Source organism: Acidimicrobiales bacterium (genome assembly GCA_033344915.1).
Classification (GTDB): domain Bacteria; phylum Actinomycetota; class Acidimicrobiia; order Acidimicrobiales; family Aldehydirespiratoraceae; genus JAJRXC01.
The window spans coordinates 2,461,453-2,479,969 of record JAWPML010000001.1; the positions used below are offsets into that span (position 1 = coordinate 2,461,453).

14 protein-coding genes, 1 tRNA gene and 2 pseudogenes are annotated in these 18,517 nt (G+C 70.0%); 3 read left to right on the plus strand and 14 right to left on the minus strand.

The genetic code is table 11. The features are described 5' to 3' along the window. Position 1 precedes the first annotated feature (1 nt). From R8F63_11990 to R8F63_12045, 12 genes and pseudogenes are all read right to left on the minus strand, one after another. Positions 2-1,270 (minus strand): class I SAM-dependent methyltransferase, encoded by a 1,269-nt coding sequence (locus tag R8F63_11990; protein MDW3219323.1) that lies wholly within the window; start codon positions 1,268-1,270, stop codon positions 2-4. 18 nt (positions 1,271-1,288) lie between these two features. Beyond that, on the minus strand, positions 1,289-2,389 hold the full coding sequence (locus tag R8F63_11995) for a class I SAM-dependent methyltransferase (protein ID MDW3219324.1): 1,101 nt from the start codon (positions 2,387-2,389) through the stop codon (positions 1,289-1,291). 106 nt (positions 2,390-2,495) lie between these two features. Further along, positions 2,496-3,977 carry a hypothetical protein gene (locus tag R8F63_12000; protein ID MDW3219325.1) on the minus strand — a complete coding sequence of 494 codons (1,482 nt, stop codon included), beginning with the start codon at positions 3,975-3,977 and terminating at the stop codon, positions 2,496-2,498. Positions 3,978-4,079: 102 nt separating this feature from the next. Next, positions 4,080-5,069: a hypothetical protein gene (locus tag R8F63_12005; GenBank protein ID MDW3219326.1), complete on the minus strand. Its 990-nt coding sequence runs from the start codon at positions 5,067-5,069 to the stop codon at positions 4,080-4,082. Positions 5,070-5,188: 119 nt separating this feature from the next. Then, positions 5,189-5,431 (minus strand): annotated as a pseudogene (locus R8F63_12010) (type B 50S ribosomal protein L31). Continuing rightward, positions 5,428-6,996: a transcription termination factor Rho gene (gene rho, locus R8F63_12015; protein MDW3219327.1), complete on the minus strand. Its 1,569-nt coding sequence runs from the start codon at positions 6,994-6,996 to the stop codon at positions 5,428-5,430. The pseudogene R8F63_12010 and the gene rho overlap by 4 nt, the downstream one beginning before the upstream one ends. A gap of 137 nt (positions 6,997-7,133) precedes the next feature. Beyond that, a complete protein-coding gene (gene thrC / locus R8F63_12020; protein MDW3219328.1) occupies positions 7,134-8,510 on the minus strand; it encodes a threonine synthase in 1,377 nt (458 codons plus the stop codon). Between the two features lie 2 nt (positions 8,511-8,512). Continuing rightward, a complete protein-coding gene (locus R8F63_12025; GenBank protein ID MDW3219329.1) occupies positions 8,513-9,838 on the minus strand; it encodes a homoserine dehydrogenase in 1,326 nt (441 codons plus the stop codon). A gap of 362 nt (positions 9,839-10,200) precedes the next feature. Continuing rightward, complete coding sequence (locus R8F63_12030; protein ID MDW3219330.1) at positions 10,201-11,262, minus strand: nucleotidyltransferase family protein; 1,062 nt, start codon at positions 11,260-11,262, stop codon at positions 10,201-10,203. After that, a complete protein-coding gene (locus tag R8F63_12035) occupies positions 11,255-11,533 on the minus strand; it encodes a PqqD family protein (GenBank protein ID MDW3219331.1) in 279 nt (92 codons plus the stop codon). Before R8F63_12035 ends, R8F63_12030 begins: the two co-directional genes overlap by 8 nt. Before the next feature lie 3 nt (positions 11,534-11,536). Further along, on the minus strand, positions 11,537-12,802 hold the full coding sequence (lysA, locus tag R8F63_12040; protein MDW3219332.1) for a diaminopimelate decarboxylase: 1,266 nt from the start codon (positions 12,800-12,802) through the stop codon (positions 11,537-11,539). Positions 12,803-12,808: 6 nt separating this feature from the next. Next, positions 12,809-14,416, minus strand: coding sequence for an arginine--tRNA ligase (locus tag R8F63_12045; protein ID MDW3219333.1), 1,608 nt, complete (start codon positions 14,414-14,416; stop codon positions 12,809-12,811). 103 nt (positions 14,417-14,519) lie between these two features. On the opposite strand from R8F63_12045, the gene R8F63_12050 reads away from it, so the two are divergent. From R8F63_12050 to R8F63_12060, 3 genes and pseudogenes are all read left to right on the plus strand, one after another. Continuing rightward, complete coding sequence (locus R8F63_12050) at positions 14,520-15,311, plus strand: hypothetical protein (protein ID MDW3219334.1); 792 nt, start codon at positions 14,520-14,522, stop codon at positions 15,309-15,311. Positions 15,312-15,362: 51 nt separating this feature from the next. After that, positions 15,363-15,434, plus strand: a tRNA-Arg gene (locus R8F63_12055). Positions 15,435-15,477: 43 nt separating this feature from the next. Then, positions 15,478-16,215: pseudogene (locus R8F63_12060) on the plus strand (metal-dependent hydrolase). 90 nt (positions 16,216-16,305) lie between these two features. Here the strand turns inward: R8F63_12060 and R8F63_12065 are convergent. Further along, complete coding sequence (locus tag R8F63_12065; protein MDW3219335.1) at positions 16,306-17,193, minus strand: RNA polymerase sigma-70 factor; 888 nt, start codon at positions 17,191-17,193, stop codon at positions 16,306-16,308. Further along, a complete protein-coding gene (locus tag R8F63_12070) occupies positions 17,190-18,494 on the minus strand; it encodes an FAD-dependent oxidoreductase (protein ID MDW3219336.1) in 1,305 nt (434 codons plus the stop codon). The genes R8F63_12065 and R8F63_12070 overlap by 4 nt, the downstream gene beginning before the upstream one ends. Positions 18,495-18,517 lie beyond the last annotated feature (23 nt).

Genomic DNA, 18,517 nt, shown 5'->3' on the forward strand with positions numbered 1-18,517 from the left:
TCTACTCCCCGCCCAGGATCGTCAGGCCGGGCACCGGACGCACGAACCGGGTGCCCTGTTCGCCCAGATGCGCGAGCTGCTTCGTGATCTCGTCGGTGAGATTCCACGGGAGGATGAAGATGTAGTCGGCCTTCTCCGTCTCCAGGATCGCGGGGTCGTGGATCGGGATGTGGGTGCCCGGGGTGAACCGGCCGTGCTTGTAGGGGTTGCGGTCCACGGTGAACTCGATGAGGTCCTCGCGGATCCCGATGTAGTTCAGCAGCGTGTTGCCCTTGCCCGGGGCGCCGTAGCCGACCACCCGCTTGCCGGCCCGCTTCGCCTCGATGAGGAACGTCAGCACGTCGTGGCGCAGGTTCACGATGCGCGCCGCGAAGTCGCGGTAGTAGTCGAGCGTCTCGGTGCCGAGGTCGAGCTCGCGCCGGCGCAGCTCGCGCAGGCGGTCGGTCTCCTCGAGCGAGTGGTCCGTGTGGCAGGCGTAGATCCGGATCGAGCCGCCGTGGGTCCAGAGCTCCTCCACGTCGTAGATCCGCAGGCCGTGGGCCGCGAAGATCCGCTCGGTGGTGACGAGCGAGAAGTACGAGAAGTGCTCGTGGTACACCTGATCGAACTGGTTCTCGTCCATGGTGCGCAGCAGGTGCGGGAACTCGATCGTGACCGTGCCGTGGGGGGCCAGGATGATCGGCATGCCGCCCACGAAGTCGTTGAGGTCGGGCACCTGGGCCATGACGTTGTTGCCGAGCACGAGGTCGGCCTGGATGCCCTCCTCGGCGAGCTTGGAGGCGAACTCCTTGCCGAAGAACTCGGTGCGGGTCGGCACGCCCCGCTCCTCCTCCGCGACCTTCGCCACGTTGAGGGCCGGCTCGACGCCGAGCACGGGGATGTCCTTCTGGAGGAAGTACTGGAGCAGATAGCCGTCGTTGCTCGCGAGCTCGACGACCATCGAGTCGGCGCCGAGGCCGAGCTGGTCCGTCATCTGGTCCACATAGTTCGAGCAGTGCTCGAGCCAGGCGTTGCTGTACGAGGAGAAGTAGGCGTACTCGCGGAAGATCTCGTCCGGGCTCACGAATTCCTGGAGCTGCACCAGGAAGCACTCGTGGCACACCCAGGCATGGAGGGGGTAGAAGTTCTCGCCTTCGAGCAACTGCTCCTGGGTGAGGAAGGTCTCACACAGGGGCGACTTGCCGAGGTCGATGAACGTTTCGGTCAACTCGGTACCGCAGAAGCGGCACGGGCCGCCGGTGAGTGACGCGGTTTCTGCTTGTCCAGCCATGGGGGAAACGGACTCCTCTCAGATGCTGATCAAGTCGGCATCTACCCCGAGGTCTGTGAGCATTCGGGCGATCTCGTCGGTGTAGACAGGATTCACCACCAGCACGGCGTCGGGGCGAGTGTCACGGAGCGTGTCGGGCGCAACGATGGCGTGGCCGGTGCCGGTCACGAACGTGCCCTGTTTGCGGGGGTTGATGTCGACGACCCACTCGATCGCATCGGCGTCCGGTACGAGGTTCAGCAGGCCCACGGCACGGGCTCCTCCGCCCCAGGCCGCGAGCTTCTGTCCGCCGTCGCGCCGCGCCGCGAACTCGGTGCTCACGGCGTCGATGCGAGCGGCCAGGGCATGGACGTCGGCCCGGATGCGATCCACGATCGCCGGGTCGATCGGATCGTTGTGGGGGACACCGTCGGCGACCACGGCTTCGACGGCGGCGAAGAGCCCGTCGAAGGTCGGGGCGGCCACGATGTCGGAGAAGCCGGCCCGGCTCATCAGGTGGGCCAGTGTCTCCGGCGTGTAGTAGCCGCAGTGCTCGTACATCAGGTCTTCGAACGCGCCGCGGTCGAGGGCCCACGCGAAGTTCGGCACCTCGATGTAGACGCCACCGCCCGCCACGATCCCGCCCCGGATCGTGTCGATGAGCATCATCGGCTCGGGCAGGTGTTCGAGCACGTGGCGCGAGGAGACGAAATCGACGTCGTGGCCCCGCAGGCTGTCGGCGTCGGCGTACTCGTCGTGGATCTCCACGTCGGCCTGGGCCACGAGCTCCGACACGCGGTCCGGGTTGTGCCCGGGTTCGAAGCCGATGCCGGTGTTGCCGCCCGCGATCGCCAGGTTGGCGAGGAAGCGGCCGTCGCCCGGACCGATCTCCGCGAGGCGCCGGCCCCGCAGCCCGTGGCGTTCGACGAGACCCTCGGCGAGGTCCGCCTCCCACGTGGCGAACTTGGGCGAGTGGTGCAGGGCGTTGTCGTAGTCCTGCTCGTAATCCATCTTCTCGATGTCGAACGCCGCGTTCCAGACATAGCCGCAGTGGGCACACAGCGTGAGCGCCATCTCGGCCTGGTCACAGCCGGTGGCGGCGTCACGCGAGGTCCACAGCAGGCCCACGTGCACGGGCATCGCGGGAATGGTCATCAGGGACTCGGTGTTCGCCGAGCCACACGCAGGACAGGTGGCCACCATCGCGGGCGAGCCTACCGGCCGCCCGCGGACGGTCCGCAGACCCTCAGCTGATGGTGACGTTGCCGCCGACGCCGTTGCTGTTCGGGTGCACGGACCAGCCGTCGGTCGCCGCCACGGAGGCGCCGTCGAGGAGGGTGTTGTTGCGCCAGAGCATCTGCGACGAGCTGTTGCCCGGCTTCGCGATGACCGCGTGGTACGACTCGAACTCCTCCGAGAGCGTGGTGTTCTCGATGGTGAACAGGCCGACCACGTGCTTGGCCTGGATGGCCGCTGACGACGCGCCGTAGACGGTCGAGTTGCGAATCGTCGGGTTGACGACCTCGCCGCCCGACATCCCGGTGAACTGGATGCCGTCGTTGTGCGCATCGGAGCCGTTGGGGCGGCGCTTGCCGTAGATCGTGACCCCGTCGATCAGCGGATCGACGATGTCGCCCTCGTAGGCGAAGAGCTGCATGATGTCGCCGTCGCCGACGTTGGGCTGGCTGTTCACGTCGGTGCCGTCGATGAAGTACGGCCGGGTGATCGTCGCACCGTCGGACATCTGGATGTGGGCGAACGTGAACTCGAAGTTCCGGAACCCCGAGTCGGTGATGCTCTCACCGTTGCGCACGCCGATGCGACGGGCGCCACCACCGCGGATGTTGCGGGCCTCGACGTTGCTGGCCTCGATGACGACCTCGCCCGGGGACGAGAAGTTGAAGTCGTAGATCGTGTTGGGCTGGTCCAGCACCGTGCTCGCATCCGCCATCACGATCGGGCGCCCGTCCTCCGACGGCGGCGCCGCAGTGGTCGTGGTGGCCGGCGGCGCGGTCGTCGTCGTGGCCGGCGGCGCTGTCGTGGTGGTCGCCGGCGGCGCGGTGGTCGTCGTGGCCGGCGGCGCCGTCGTCGTAGCCGGCGGCGCGGTGGTCGTCGTCGGCGGCGGTGTCGGCGCGTCGGCGCCCTCGATCGTGAACTCGGCCTCGATCGTCACCGAGAGGTCACCGCGGTGCACGACCGCCTGGATCGTGTGGGTCTCACCCGGCTCGAACAACCACGAGTTGTCGAGTCCCTGGTCGGAGTCGAACTCGCCGTCGATCGGCAGCACGCCCGTGTAGCGCAGGTTGAACGGCGCCTGGATGTCGTCGTCGCGGAAGAGAACGTCGTCGATGTACCACTCGACCCGGTCGATGGTCTCGTCGGTCACCTCGAGTCGCACCTCGAACGGTTGTCCGATGGTGGCGCTGGCAAGATCGCCCGCCACGGGGCCGTTCCGATCGGTCGCCCAGATCAGGGTCAGACCGTCCGTCTCGAGAATCGGAACCGACACCTGGGGTGGAGCCGGGAGCGTCAGCGGATCGCCGGGTACCGCCTGGCGGGGGTCGCCGAGCGCCGTCGCGTCGACGTTGCGCTCGACACCCGTCTGCTCGCGATCGATGGGCGGTAGCTCCTGCGCACCGTCCATTCCGCCGGACGCATTGTTGAACGCTTCTTCACACCCCGTAGCCAACAGCGCGAACACCGCGGCTGCTGCGACCCACTTCTTCATGTCCGGACTCCTCGATAGCCACACCTAGGCATGGTCTTCGGGGCGCGGACCGGCGTCCTTTAGCGAAAAGTGGGTCGTACGGCCCAGGACTCGGGCCGTCGCTCAGTCAGCCCACGGCACGGGGATGGACCGGAAGCCGGTCGGCACCGGGAGACGGGCCATCAGCCGTTCGAGGTGGGGCAGGCGATCCCGTTCGGGAAGAACGACGCGGACCTCGTCGGGCGAGTGGACCACAAGGAGATCGGCGATCGCCGGTACGAGGCCGAGATCGACGCCGACCGAACACACCACCAGGACGGAGCGGTCGCCATCGATCCCCATCAGCGCCGCCGGGACCTGTTCGAGCAGGCTCGTCCGCGGCGGGATCGGTTCGACGAGTGCGGGCAGGTCGATGTCGACGGCATCGGGGGCGGCGGCGACCTCGTGGCGCAACCAGCGCTCACGGGCAAGCCGGTTGACCGCGTGGGACGGGGCGCCGGGAGTGCGGTGGGGTCGAACCTGGGTGACCGTGGCCCTCACCGACTCACGGGGGTCTCGCCCCGCGTGCAACAGCGCGCCGGCCTCGCGATCGAAGCGTCCGACGCCGGCTTCGAGCACCGGTCCATCGGGACCGTGCAGGATGCGAGCGACCTCGAGCCCGGCGAGTTCGCCGCGCAGGATGCCGTCCTCACAGACGACGTCGAGATCTGCCTCCACGAGGATCGACTCGAGATGGGCGGCGTCGTCCGGGCACGGCAGGGCCGGCGGAACCGGCTCGGGGTCGACCGCGACGATGCCGTCGCCTTCGACGCGGTGGACCCGGATCTCGGGCGCCAGCACGGTGGTACGGCGGGCGTGCACACCGGCGTGGTGGTCGACGACCAGGTCGAGCGATGCCGGCTGGGCGCGGTCGAGCCAGACGAGGACGCCGCCGAGCGCGGCGAGGTCGTCGCTCATCGAGATGACCCACGCCCGGTCACCGTCGTGTGCGGTGGTCCCGAACGGTGCCGCGGTGATCTCGAGCGCGGCGGGATCGACGTCGAAACAACGACGCAGCAGACCCTCGGCGCGGGCCCGTTCGAGCTGGGCTCGACGATCAGCGTCGAGCGCCATCGGCTGGCTCAGGCGTCAGCGGTGTCGGCTTCGGCGTCGGCCGCGGCTTCGGCCTCGACCACGGCATCCGCCTCGTCCGAGACGTCGTCCGAGACCTCGGCCTCGCCGGCGGCGGCCTTGCGGCGGCCGTAGCGCTTCTCGAAGCGCTCGACGCGACCGGCCGTGTCCACGATCTTCATCTGACCGGTGAAGAAGGGATGGCTCTCGCTCGAGATCTCCACCTTGGCGAGGGGGTACTCGTTGCCGTCGTCCCACGTGACAGTCTCGCTGGTGGAGATCGTGGAGCGGGTGAGGAAGGAGGTGCCCGCCGACATGTCCTGGAAGACGACGTAGCGGTACTCGGGGTGGATGTCGGACTTCATAGCTTCACCACTCTATCGGCGATCTTCGTGAGCAACGCCTGGAGGTCGGCCGACTCCTCGGTGGCCGGATCGTCGGCGATCGAAGCCAGTTCCCGACGCAGTTCCTCCACCGTGGCGAGCGCATCGTCGTCGCGCAGGCTCTCCTCGTGGATGGTGGCGGAGGCCGCGATGTCGACCGCGGGGAACACGCGACGCACGGCTGCGGCCCGCGACAGCCGGATCTCACAGTTGGCGGTCGGCGCGAGCTCTTCGTAGATCGTGCCGTCGATGCTGGAGTCGGTGTCGACGGTGATCGTCGCGATCATGGTGAGCGACCCGCCGCCCTCGAGCTTGCGGCCCGCGCCGAGGAAACGCTTCGCGGGATGCACCGTGGTGGCGTCCACGGCGACGCCGGAACGACCGCCGCCGACTTCCTGGGCGTAGGCCCGGGCGAGCCGGGTCGCACCGTCGACCACGACCATGACGTCCTTGCCGGACTCGACCATGCGCTTGGCCCGCTCGATCACCATCTCGGCGATCGTGACCTGCTCCTCGGCCGGACGTTCGAACGACGCGGCGACCACGTCGCCCCGTTCGGTCCAGCGGGTCATCTCGGTGATGTCCTCGGGCCGCTCGTCGAGGAGCAGCACGAGCAGTTCGATGTCCTCGTGGTTCGTCTCGATCGACCGGATCACGTGCTGGAGCACCGTGGTCTTGCCGGACTTCGGCGGCCCCGCGAGCAGCACCCGCTGGCCCTTGCCGATCGGCGTCAGGATGTCGATCACGGCGCCGGTCGGATCGGCCGGCTCCTGCTCGCCGGCGAGCACGATCGGCTCGCTCGGATACACGACCGGGAGCGCGTCGAAATCGATGCGATCGACCTCACCCGACGGCTCGTCACCGTTGATCGACTGGATCTCGATCATCGCCGGGTTCTTCTCGTTGCGGTTCGCCGGGCGGGAGGTACCGGCGAGATGGTCGCCCTTCCGGAGCCCGAACTGACGGACCATCTTCACCGGAACGTAGGCGTCGTCCTTGGACGGGAGCGCGCCGTCGACGCGCAGGAAGCCGTAGCCCTCGTTGCGCAGCTCGAGGTAGCCGGCGACCGGGATCGGCTCGCCGTCCCACTTCTCGTCGCTGTCCTTGTTGTTGTCGCGTTCCCGACCGCGGCGCCGGCGCTTGCGATTGCCGGACTCCGCGTTGCCGCCGTCCTTGCCGCCGGCCTCGCCCCTGCCGTTCGAGCCGCCATCGCTCTTCTTGTCACCGTCGGCCGAGTCGGAACCGGTGTCCCCGTCGTCGCTGTCGTCGCTCTCGTCGTTGCCGTCGTCGGAGTCGGAGTCGTCCGAATCGTCGGCCTCGGCGCGCTCGTCGGCGTTGTCCGTCGACGCGGGCTCGGAGGCCTCGTCGGGGGAGGCGTCGCCGGCACTGCTGCCGTCACCGCCGGCGGCGAGGTCGAGGATCAACTCGATGATCTCGCCCTTGCGGGCTCGTGACGACGGCTTCTTGCCGAGCGTCGTGGCGATCAACGTCAGTTCTTCGCGGTCCTTGCGTTGCAGGGTGGACCGGCGCATTTCCGCGGTTTCCACGGGAAGGCTCCTCGTCGCTGGGAAGTCGAGGAAGGCACGAGCGGGGCAGAGCTGCCACGAAACCCGATGGACTCGACGCTCGTCAGGCTACGGGTGCGCCGCCCGAAACCACAACCGCCGGCCGCGGCCGGGGCCGTTCAGCGCCGAGCGCCGTCCACGAAGTCCTGGACGACGGCGAGATCGTTCGGGAGCACCGCGAACGCCTCGTCGCGCTCGAGGATCGGCGCGAGTCGGGGTGGAAGCTCGGGCCGGACCCCCGTCGCCGCCTCGACGGCGTCGGGAAACTTCGCGGGGTGCGCCGTGGCGAGGGTCACCACCGTCTCGCCGTCGCGGCGCAGTCGTTCGGCCGCACCGATGCCGACCGCCGTGTGCGGGTCGATCAGCAGACCGTGGTCGCGATGGACCTGAGCGATCACCGCGAGCGTCTCGTCATCGTCCAGCCGGGCCCCGGCGAACTCGGCGCGGAGCCGCTCGTGCTGAGCGGCAGTGAGCGACGCCCGGCCGTACTCCCGGAACGCATTGAGCAGCTCGGCGGTGGCCGCGCCGTTGCCGTCGAACAGTTCGACGAGCAGGCGCTCGAGGTTGGACGAGATCTGGATGTCCATGCTCGGCGAGAGCGTCGGCACGACGTCGTCGGCCACCATCTCGCCGGTGTCGATGAGTCGGGTCAGGATGTCGTTGCGGTTGCTCGCGACGAGGAAGCGCTCGACGGGAAGACCCATCGCCGCGGCGACGTGACCGGCGAAGACGTTGCCGAAGTTGCCGGTCGGCACGCAGAAGGTGGTCGGGGTGTCGCGACGACCGAGGCGCTGCGCCGCCCACACGTAGTAGACGATCTGGGCCATGACCCGGGCCCAGTTGATCGAGTTGACCGCGGAAAGGCGGTTGCGGCTGCGGAAGGCCTCGTCGGCGAACATCGCCTTCACGAGATCCTGACAGTCGTCGAAGGTGCCCTCGATCGCCACCGCGTGCACGTTCGGCTCCCCGATCGTCGTCATCTGGCGACGCTGCACCTCGCTGGTGCGTCCTTCGGGAAAGAGGATCACGATGTCCACATGGTCGCTGTGCCGCACGGCCTCCATGGCGGCGGAACCGGTGTCGCCGGAGGTGGCGCCGACGATCATCACCCGCTCCTGGCGACGTTCGAGCTCGTGGTCGAAGAGCCGGCCGACGAGCTGCAACGCCACGTCCTTGAACGCGAGCGTGGGCCCGTGGAACAGCTCGAGCAGGTGGTGGTGCTCGTCGAGTCGCACGAGCGGGCAGACGTCCGGGTGATCGAAGGTGGCGTAGGCGTCGGCCACCATCCCCGCGAAGTCATCGGCGGCGATCGAGCCCTCGACGAAGGGCTGCATCACCTGGGCCGCGAGTTCGGCGTAGGTGTCCGCCGGCGCGCCGGGAAGCGGCGGCCAGGCGGACGGCAGGTAGAGGCCGCCGTCGTTCGCCAGTCCCGTCAGGAGCACATCGCCGAACGGCAGGACCGGCGCCTTCCCGCGGGAGCTGTGGTAGTCGATCATCGTCAGTCGTCGGTGCCGACGACGCGGATCACGGCGGCGATGTCGCGCACCGCCGGGAGCTCGCGCAATTCGTCGAGCGTGGCCCGCACCGCCGCTTCCTGGGAGATGTGGGTGATGAAGATCACCCGCGCCTCGGCGCCGAGCCCCTGTTGCTCCATCGACTTGATGGACACGTGCTTGCGACCGAACACGTCGGCGACCTGGGCGAGCACCCCGGGCTCGTCGGCGACCGCCATGCGGAGATAGAACGCGGACGACAGCTCGTCGAGCGGGCGGATCGTGGCGCGGGGCAGGCTGCCGATCCGCGCCGCGGTGCCGGTGACGAGGTTCGTCGCGGCATCGATGACATCACCGAGCACCGCACTGGCCGTGGGCGCGCCGCCCGCACCGCGGCCGTAGAGCATGAGATCGCCGACGGCATCGCCCTCGATGAACACGGCGTTGAAGCTGTCACGCACGGACGCGAGGGGGTGGTCGAGCGGCACGAGCGCGGGATGGACGCGCACGGCGATCGCCGGTTCCGCTCCCGCGGTGTCGGCGTCCACGACGGCGATCATCTTCACCGCGAACCCGAGTCGGGCGGCGGTGGCGATGTCGTCCGTCGTGAGCCGGGTGATGCCCTCGTGGTGCACATCGTCGGCGAGCACGGCGCGGCCGAAGACGATCGTGGCGATGATCGCGGCCTTCGCCCCCGCATCATGACCCTCGACGTCCGCCGTCGGGTCGGCCTCGGCGTAGCCGAGGGACTGGGCCTCCGCGAGCGCGTCCGCGTAGGCGACCCCTGCTTCGGACATGCGGGTGAGGATGTAGTTCGTGGTGCCGTTGATGATCCCCATCACCCGGGTCACCGGTTCCCCGATCAGCGACTCGCGCAGCGGGCGCATCAGGGGGATGCCGCCGGCCACGGCCGCCTCGAAGAGCAGATCGACACCGTTCTCGTCGGCCAGGGCGTAGAGCTCCGGACCGTGGGTGGCCAGCAACGCCTTGTTCCCGGTGACGACCGGCTTGCCCGCGGCCAGGGCTCGGGCGACGAGGTCGCGCGGTAGATCGACGCCGCCGATCAGCTCCACGACGAGGTCGACGTCATCGGCCTCGACGACCGCACCGGCATCATCGGTGAACGCGGCCGGGTCGATGTCGACGTCGCGGGCCTTGGTGAGGTCGCGGACCGCGACGCGACGGATCGACAGGTCCACCCCGCGTCGATCGGCGATCTCGGCGTGGCGCTCCGTGAGCAGCCGGGCGAGCGCGCTCCCGACCGTGCCGCATCCCAGCAATCCGAGTCGGATCGGGGTCACGTCGTCGGGGCGGCCGGAGGATGGGTTCACGGGCGCCGAGCGTATCCGCCCGACGGGGAGGTCACGGGCGACTTCTCGCGGGATGGCATTCCATTCTCTTTCATGTAGTTTCTGTCAGATGCTCCGTCTGGTGCCCGATGCCGGCGAACCCGCACGCCCCGACGCGGCGCGCGCGGCGGCCGCCGCCCGCGTCCTGGACGCCACCGGGGTGCGGATCGACGCGGCCGTCGGATGGAGCGTGTCGGCCCTCGAGCACCTCGGCTGTCCGGCTGACCTCGCGGCCGACGTCGCCGCGATCCTCGACGACGCGCGTCCGGCGCCGCGCCGCGGGGCGGGGACCGACGACGCCATCGCGCCGGCGATCGACGTAGCGTCCCCGGCGATCGCCGGACTCAGCCCGATCGGCGGCGCGCCGGGCGGCGTCGACCCGCCCGGCCCCGTGCCGCGCGGTTGGCGGCGCTGGGTACGAGCAGGGCGCGGGCGAACGCCGGACGCTCGGCCCAGCTGAGCTCACGCCACGAGGCGAGGGCCTGGCGGCGGAAGCGCCCGGACCGGTCCGCGTAGGCGGCCAGACGGCGGCGATCGGTGGCGTCGATGACGTAGGCGTCGGCCCAGGACTCGATCGCCGAGCGGTCGTGGCCGAGGGCGCGGGTGGCCTGCAACCCGAGTGCGACCGGGGCGGCGCAGCCCCACGCGGTCGCCCGCGTGACCACCGCGTCGACATCGATGTCGGGGCGCGCCGCCAGCAGTGCGAGATCGCGCACGTTGCCGAGCCGCGGCTCCACGTCACCCAGGGCGACGTGGATGGCGCCGTGGACCAGGTGCAGCAGCGGCGGCAAGGTGCGAAGCGCGGTGCCGGCGAGCTCGAACACGACCGGTTCGCCGACGAGGTCCGGGAGAACGACCAGATGGCCGTAGGGGCCCGCGGCGAGCGTGCGGTGCACGTCCAACTCCGTCGGACCGTGCCAACGCAGGGTGACGGACTTGGCGAAACGGCGATCGAAGGATGCGGACAGGGGCGGCACGGGCCGGATCGCCCCTGCGTCCACCAGCGCAGTGACACCCCGGTCGACGTCGGCGGGCCGGAGCAGGATGTCGTTGTCGCCGAAGCTGCGTTCGCACGGGTCGGGATGGACCAGATGGGCGAGGGCCGCGCCCTTGAGAACTCGATGGTCGACCCCGGCATCGTCGAGCACCGCAATCGCCCGCAGCAACATCTCCTCCAACAACAGCGACTCCCGCATGGCCGCGTCGTGAGCCCGTGCGATCCGAGCCCGGTCGTCCTCGTCGACCCGAAGTGTCTCGTCGGCCACCGCGGCCGCCAGCACGCCGATCAGCTTGTGGCTTCGGACCGCACCGAGCGCCTCGTCGATCGTCGAGCTCATCTCGCCGAGCGGGGGCGCGCCGGCAAGGCCGTAGCCCGCCAACCGGCCGAGCCACGGCTCGTCAACCATCGACCCGCACCACCGCACGCTCGACCAGATCGGCGATCACCGGCTGGAGATCGAGGGCGATCCGCGCCGCAGCGGCGTCGTGGGATTCGGCGAGCGCCGCGCACAGATCGCCGAACGTCCGCGGCGTCGCGAGCTCGGCCCACACCGCGGCCCCGGTGCCTCCCAACTGCACGACCTCGTCGGCTCCGGGCACGCGGATGAGCACGCCGTCGAGTGTCGCCCGCCACAGCACGTCCCCCCGGCCGACAGTGTGGTGCGAGGAGACCGCCATGGCTCAGACGTCGAGGCGGGTCAGGTCGTCGTAGGTCTCTCGGCGCACCACCAGCCGGGCGTCGCCGTCGCGGGCGAACACGACCGGCGGCCGCAGCACCTTGTTGTAGTTGGACCCCATGGAGTGACCGTAGGCCCCGGTGACCGCGGTCCCCAGGATGTCACCGACGACGAGGTCGGCCGGGACCGTCGCGTCGCGCACGAGGACGTCGCCCGACTCGCAGTGCTTCCCGACGATCGTGACGGTCGCGGGGCGATCGGCGTCAACCGCGCGGGGCAGGAACGCCTCGTACCCCGAGCCGTAGAGCACCGGGCGGGGGTTGTCGCTCATGCCGCCGTCGACGGACACGTAGGTGCGGATGCCGTCCAGCTTCTTCACGGTGCCGACCTCGTAGAGCGTGATCGCCGCGGCTGCCGCGATCGAGCGACCGGGTTCGGCCGAGATCTGGGCCGTGACCCCCGCGTTGCGGCACGCCTCCAGCACGGCCGTGCCCCACTCGGTGATCGTGGGCGCCCGCTCGTCGGCGACATAGGGCACGCCCAGCCCGCCGCCGACCGACATCTCCGGGAGCCCGTAGGGCGCCGCCGCTTCGGCGATGACGGCGGCCGCCTTGGCGAAGGACGAGACGACGAAGACCTGGCTGCCGATGTGGGCGTGGACGCCGACCAGCTCGACGGCGTCACTCGCGCGGGCCCGTTCGATCGCCGACGCGGCGAGGCCCGTCGACACCGTGAAGCCGAACTTCGAGTCGTCGTGCCCGGTGGCGATGTAGTCGTGGGTCTCCGCCTTCACGCCCGGCGTGAGACGCAGCAGCACCTTCGGCGCCGTCCCCGTCTCCGCGTGGAGCAGATCGAGCCGATCGAGCTCGTCGAACGAGTCGACGACGATCCTCCCGACCCCGGCATCGATCGCCATGCGCAGCTCGCGCATCGACTTGTTGTTGCCGTGCAGGACGATCCGGTCGGCGGGAACGCCTGCGGTCAGCGCGACATGGAGCTCGCCGCCCGTGGCGACATCGAGGTGCATGCCCTCCTCGTGGGCGAGCTTCGCCATCGCGCCACACAGGAACGCCTTCGTGGCATAGGCGACGCCGTCGCCGAACACCGCCACCGCCTCGCGACAACGATCGCGGAGCTGTTGCTCGTCGTAGATGAAGACCGGCGTGCCGAACTCGGCGGCGAGGTCGATGACGTCGCAGCCGCCGATGTGGAGTCGACCGTCGACGATCTCCGAGGAATCGGGGAGCAGGCGGAACGGGAAAGGCTGCACGACGGCCTACATCGATTCCGGCGCGCTCACGCCGAGCAGATCGAGCCCGACACCCAGCCCGATGCGGGTGGCCTCGACCAGCCACATACGGGCTTGTCGGACCGGCTCCTCGACGTCGTCGCGCAGGATCGGGCAGTCGTGCCAGAAGCCGTGGAGGGCGGCGGCGCACTCGCGGGCCCAGCCCGTGACCTGGTGGGGCGCCCGGTGCTCCGTGGCTCGGACGACGACATCGGGCAGCTCGGAGAGCGAGCGCAACAGGGCCAGTTCGCGCGGGTGGGTGAGCACGGACAGATCGACATCGGCGAGCGGGAGTCGGGTGATGCCCCGCTCCTTGGCCTGCCGGGCGAGCGAGTGCACGCGGGCGTTCGCGTACTGCACGTAGTACACGGGGTTCTCGTTGGACTCGGCGACGAGCACGTCGATGTCGATCGTCTGGGTGGTGTCGATCGACTGGAGCAGGAAGGTGAGACGGGCGACGTCGGCGCCCGCGAGCTCCACGAGGTCCCGCGCCTCGATCATCGTGCCGGCCCGCTTGGACAGGCGGACCTCCTCCCCGTCGCGCACGAGGGTGACGTTCTGGCCGATCAGCACCTCGTAGCTGTCCGCCGGATGGCCCAGCATCTGCATCGCCGCGCTCATCCGTCGGGTGTACCCGTGGTGGTCGGCACCGAGGATGTCGATCACCAGGTCCCCGCGTCGGTACTTGTCGTGGTGGTAGGCGATGTCGGGGACGAAGTAGGTGGCTTCGCCATCGGACTTGAACAGCACCCGGTCCTTCTCGTCGCCGAAATCGGACGTGCGCAGCCAGGTGGCACCGTCCTGCTCGTAGACGAAGCCTGCGGCCCGCAGCTCGTCGATCGCCCGTTCCATGGCCCCGGAGGCGACGAAGCCCCGCTCGGAGGCCCACAGATCGAACTCGACGTTCATCGACTGGAGCACCTGACGCTGGTCGGCCTGGGCCCGTTCGATTCCCCACGCCACCGGGTCCGCGGCGCCCGGCATCTCCTCCGCCCACTCCGCGACGTACTCGCCCCGGTACCCGTCCTCGGGCAGCGGCTCGCCCGCCGCGCGAGCGACGAGCGACGCGCCGAAGAGCTGCGTCTGCACGCCGCGGTCGTTGACGTAGAACTCGCGGTGGACCTCATAGCCACAGCGGGCGAAGAGGCGGCTCAGGGCATCGCCATAGGCCGCCCAGCGCGCGTGGCCGGCGTGCAACGGCCCGGTGGGGTTGGCCGAGACGTACTCGATGTTCACCGCCGTGCCCGCGCCGACGTCCGCGATCGCGAAGCCGTCGGTCCCAGCGGCGACGACGTCCTCCAGCACCTCGTGGAGCCACGAGTCGCCGAGGCGGAAGTTCACGAAGCCGGGCCCCGCGATCTCCACGGCCGTGACGTGGGTGGGCGGATCGGCGGTGAGGTGGTCGACCAGCTGCTGGCCGAGTTCGCGGGGGTTGCGGCCCGCGGCCTTCGCGGTGGCGAGGGCGACGTTGGACGACCAGTCACCGTGCTCGGGATTGGCCGGTCGCTCGAGCGTGATCTCGGTCGGCACCGGGTCGACCCCGGCGACGTCCAGCGCCTCCCGCAGAGCGGTGCGGAGCGAATCGCGAACGTCCATCGTGCAAGAGCCTCGGAGGGGTCGGAAAGCGTCGAGCCTACCGGGTGACCCGAGTCCTCAGAGTGAGCTTTCTCCGGCCGATGTGAACGGTATGCGTTCTCGCGTGCTGACCTCTCTCGTCCTCCTCGTGGCGCTGTTCGCGACCGCCTGCGGAGGCTCCGATCCCGCTCCTGGCGCCGATCGCGCCGTCGGCTCCGGCGCCGACGACGCGGACTGGGAGCGCGACGCCGCCATCCAGCGCACCGTGCTCATCGAGGCGGCGATGGACAGCGGTCTGACCCGAACCGAGTCCGCCTGCATCATCGATGCGGTCGTCGCCCCGACCAGCGACGACGGAGGCGACGCGGATGGCTGGACGCTCGACGACCTCGTGGACGTGGACCTCAGCGCCCAGACGTCCTCGAACGCCTCGGACGACCTCGCCGCCGAACTGGCCGACGCGCTCATCGACTGCGGCCCGGCGCTGAACCCGCATCTCGACGCCGACATCCCCGGCGCTCTCTCGATTCCCGACACCCACCTGGCCGAGTACGACTGTGTCGTCGCGTCCTACATCGACGCCTGGCGCGACGCGGCCACGAACCGCTTCGACGGCGGCCGCATCGACGAGCCGACGCCGATCGACGTGAGCAATCGGACAGTCAGCATCGTCGCCGGCTGCGACGCCGGTGGCGCCGTCATCCTCGGTGCTTCGAACGAGGGCAACCTCGACACCCACGCGTTGAACACCCTCGGGTGGACCTGCCTCGACAACCGGCTCGACCCCGATCAGTTCATGCCCGCGTTCCCGTTCCCGGACGAGCCCGGCGACGCCCTCGATCGGCTGGGTTCGTCCGTTCTCGCCGACGCCACCTACTGCGAGGAATTCTCCTCGCCCGGCGGCATCGACAACTAGCGCCGAGTCCCGGATCGCCGGGCTACCCTGAGGCTTCGCCCGAAAGGGCAAGCCCTCGTAGCTCAGCGGATAGAGCATCGCCCTCCGGAGGCGTGTGCGCAGGTTCGAGTCCTGCCGAGGGCGCTGCTTCGCTCCAGTCGGCGCCGCCGCAGCCGATTGATACGACATGCGTTCCGAGGGAATCGAACACCGGGCGATCGAGCTGGAGTGGCCCGATGACACGCGGGCAGCGTGGCAGCCGCTGAAGCCGGAGTTCGCCGCCGCGGTGAACGCCCTGTCGATCGGTATGCCCCACGGCGAGCCCTACGTGATGCGGGCCGTGCGCCGCGCCGCCGCGGACGTCGACGATCCGATCCTGCGGGCCGATGTCGACGAGTACCTCCGCCAGGAGGGCGAGCACTCCCGTCAGCATCGCCGCTTCAACGAGATCATCACCGAGCAACACCCGTCGCTGCGACGGGTCGAGCGCTGGCTCGCGACGTCCTACGGCTTCCTCGAGCGGCGCCTCGGTCCCCGCTTCGGCATCGCCTACGCCGCCGGCTTCGAAGCAACGGCCTTCGCCGCGGCCCGCTGGATGGACGCGAAGCGCTTCGAGCTGTTCCGCGGCGCCGACGTCGAACCGTCGACGCTCGTCCTCTGGCACCTCGCGGAGGAGGTCGAGCACAAGACCGTCGCCCACGACGTGTGGGCCGCGACGGACGGCAGCCGGGTCCGGTACCTGGCCGCGATGGCCACCTGCTTCGCCATGCTCGTGTGGTTCATCTTCCTGGGCACGGTCGCCCAGCTCACCGCGTGGCGCCGGGTCCTCTCCCCCGTCGCCTGGTTCCGGCTCTGGAAGTGGGGTATCGGCTTCGCCTTCGAGGTCATACCGACGATGGCGATCACGCTCCTTCCCAGCCATCACCCGAGCCAGCAGGCCGATCCGAGTTGGATGACCCAGTGGCTCGGCCGCTACGACCCGGCGACGAACACCATCCCTGCGTGGAACGCGCCGCTACCGGAGGTGTTCGAGCTTGTCGGGATTGAGCACGGCGTGGATGCCGCGGATGCCGTCGGGGCCGATGTCGAACGCCATCGTCATGAAGAGTTCACCGTCGCCGTAGGCGACGAGCCCCGGTGTCCCGTTGATGCGGGCGTGGTCGACGACGAACTCGGCGTGCATCTTCTCCCGCTTGGCGGCAATCCCCCGGACGAACATGGCGACCCGGTCCCGGCCGACGACGGGCCGACGAGCGGCGTACTGCTTGGCGCCGCCGTCGCTCCAGACGACGACGTCCGCCACGAGCATCTGCGCCAACGACTCGACGTCGCCGGTGACCGCGGCGGCGAGGAACGAGTCGAGTAGGCGACGCTCGTCGTCGGGGTCGGCCTCGAAACGGGTCGGGCGGTCGGGACCGAGCCGCTCCTTCGCCCGGTGGACGATCTGGCGGCAGTTGACGACGGACCGGTCGATGGTCTCGGCGATCTCGTCGTAGTCGTGGCCGAACACCTCCCGCAGCAGGAAGGCCGCGCGTTCGACCGGGTCGAGCCGTTCGAGCATCGTGAGGAACGCGAGGGACAGTGATTCGGCGAGCTCGGCGTGCGCGGCGGGATCGTCGTCGCCGGTGAGGAGCGGTTCCGGGAGCCACGGGCCGACGTAGGACTCCCGGCGCGACTGGGCCGAGCGCAACCGGTCGATCGCGAGACGGCTCGCGACGGTCGTCAGCCACGCCCGTGGCCGCTCGATCGTGGCTCGGTCGGCCGCGTCCCATCGCAGCCACGTCTCCTGCACGACGTCCTCCGCCTCCGCGACGCGGCCCAGCATCCGGTAGGCGACGCCGAACAGATGGTGCCGATGCTCCTCGAAGCCGTCGGCCATCCGGTCGGCGTCGGTGTCGGTCATCGGCTCGCCGCCTGACCGGCAGCGCGGCCGCTCGCGACGGAAGCATCGACGAGGACGCCCTCCGGGCCGACCCAGTCACCGGCGACGAACAGGCCCGAATGACCCGGAACGGTGACCGGCGGTCGACCACCGAGGCCACCGCAGGCGGCCGACGGTTGGTCGGTGGACGCCACCAACCGGGGACTGAAGGAGACGTGGTCGGCCTCCGACCGCCAACGCGGACTCACCCGCTCGAGCAACGCCTCGCACGCGGCCCGGTCGGCGTCGGCGTCGGGGGTCTCGTCGTTCGGGTGGTACCGCATGACATGCAGGAGGGTGTGGCCCTCCGGCGCCAAGTCTGCCACCGGCGCGTGCATCGAGAGATAGGTGGGCTGATCGATACCGAGCGCGAACGGACGCCGGCCCTGCCAGTCCCGGGGGAACCCGACATCGAGAGCGGCCACGGTCGCCGGCCGGGCGTCCGCCGCCCACTGCCGGGTCACGGACGCGACGTCGCCCAACAGGCCGGCGGCCAGTTGCGGTGACCCCGCGACGACGACCCGCCGGCACGACAGCTCGTCGCCGGCCGTGACGAGATAGCCCTCCCCCGTCGGCCGGACGGCGGTCGCCTTGGTGGCGGTGCGGATCTCGACGCCCCGATCGATGCAGATCTTCTCGAGCGAGTCGACCATCGTCTGCCAGCCGTTGTCGAGATAGCGCACGCCGTTGCGCACCACCATCTGGAGCTGCACGAGGCCGGCGTCCGCACTCGTGCGCGCCGGATCGTTGAAGTAGCTGGAGAGCCGGAACAGGCCATGGGCGAGTCGAGCGGCTCGTCCACCGCCGAGCAGGTCGCGGACCGCGACGTCCACCGTTGTGTGGGCGTAGCTCGCCGGGTCGAGCCTCGGCAGCTTGGCGAAGAGCCGCGCCATCGCGACGCGGTCGCCCTTCAGCAACGGTGTGCGGAGCAGCGACACGAGGCCCGTGGGGAACGCACCCTCGCGGTCACCGTCGACGCCGATGCCGGCGCCGGCGTCCGGGACACCACCCCGGGGCTCGCGGCCCAACTCCCGCAGGAAGGTCATGGCCGCGCCGTCCACATAGAGCGCATGGCCGCCCTCGTTCATGGCGTACCCGTCTCGCTCGCGGGTGCGGGCCCGGCCGCCGATCGTGCTGCGGGCGTCGAGCACGACGACCCGAGCACCGCCGTCGGCGGCTTCGATCGCCGCGCTGAGGCCGGCCATGCCGGCCCCCACGATCACCACGTCGAACTCGTTCGGGTCGCCGGAGTTCGCCATCAGGTCCGCTTTCGGAGTTGTCATGCCCATCTGACGAGACAGCCCCG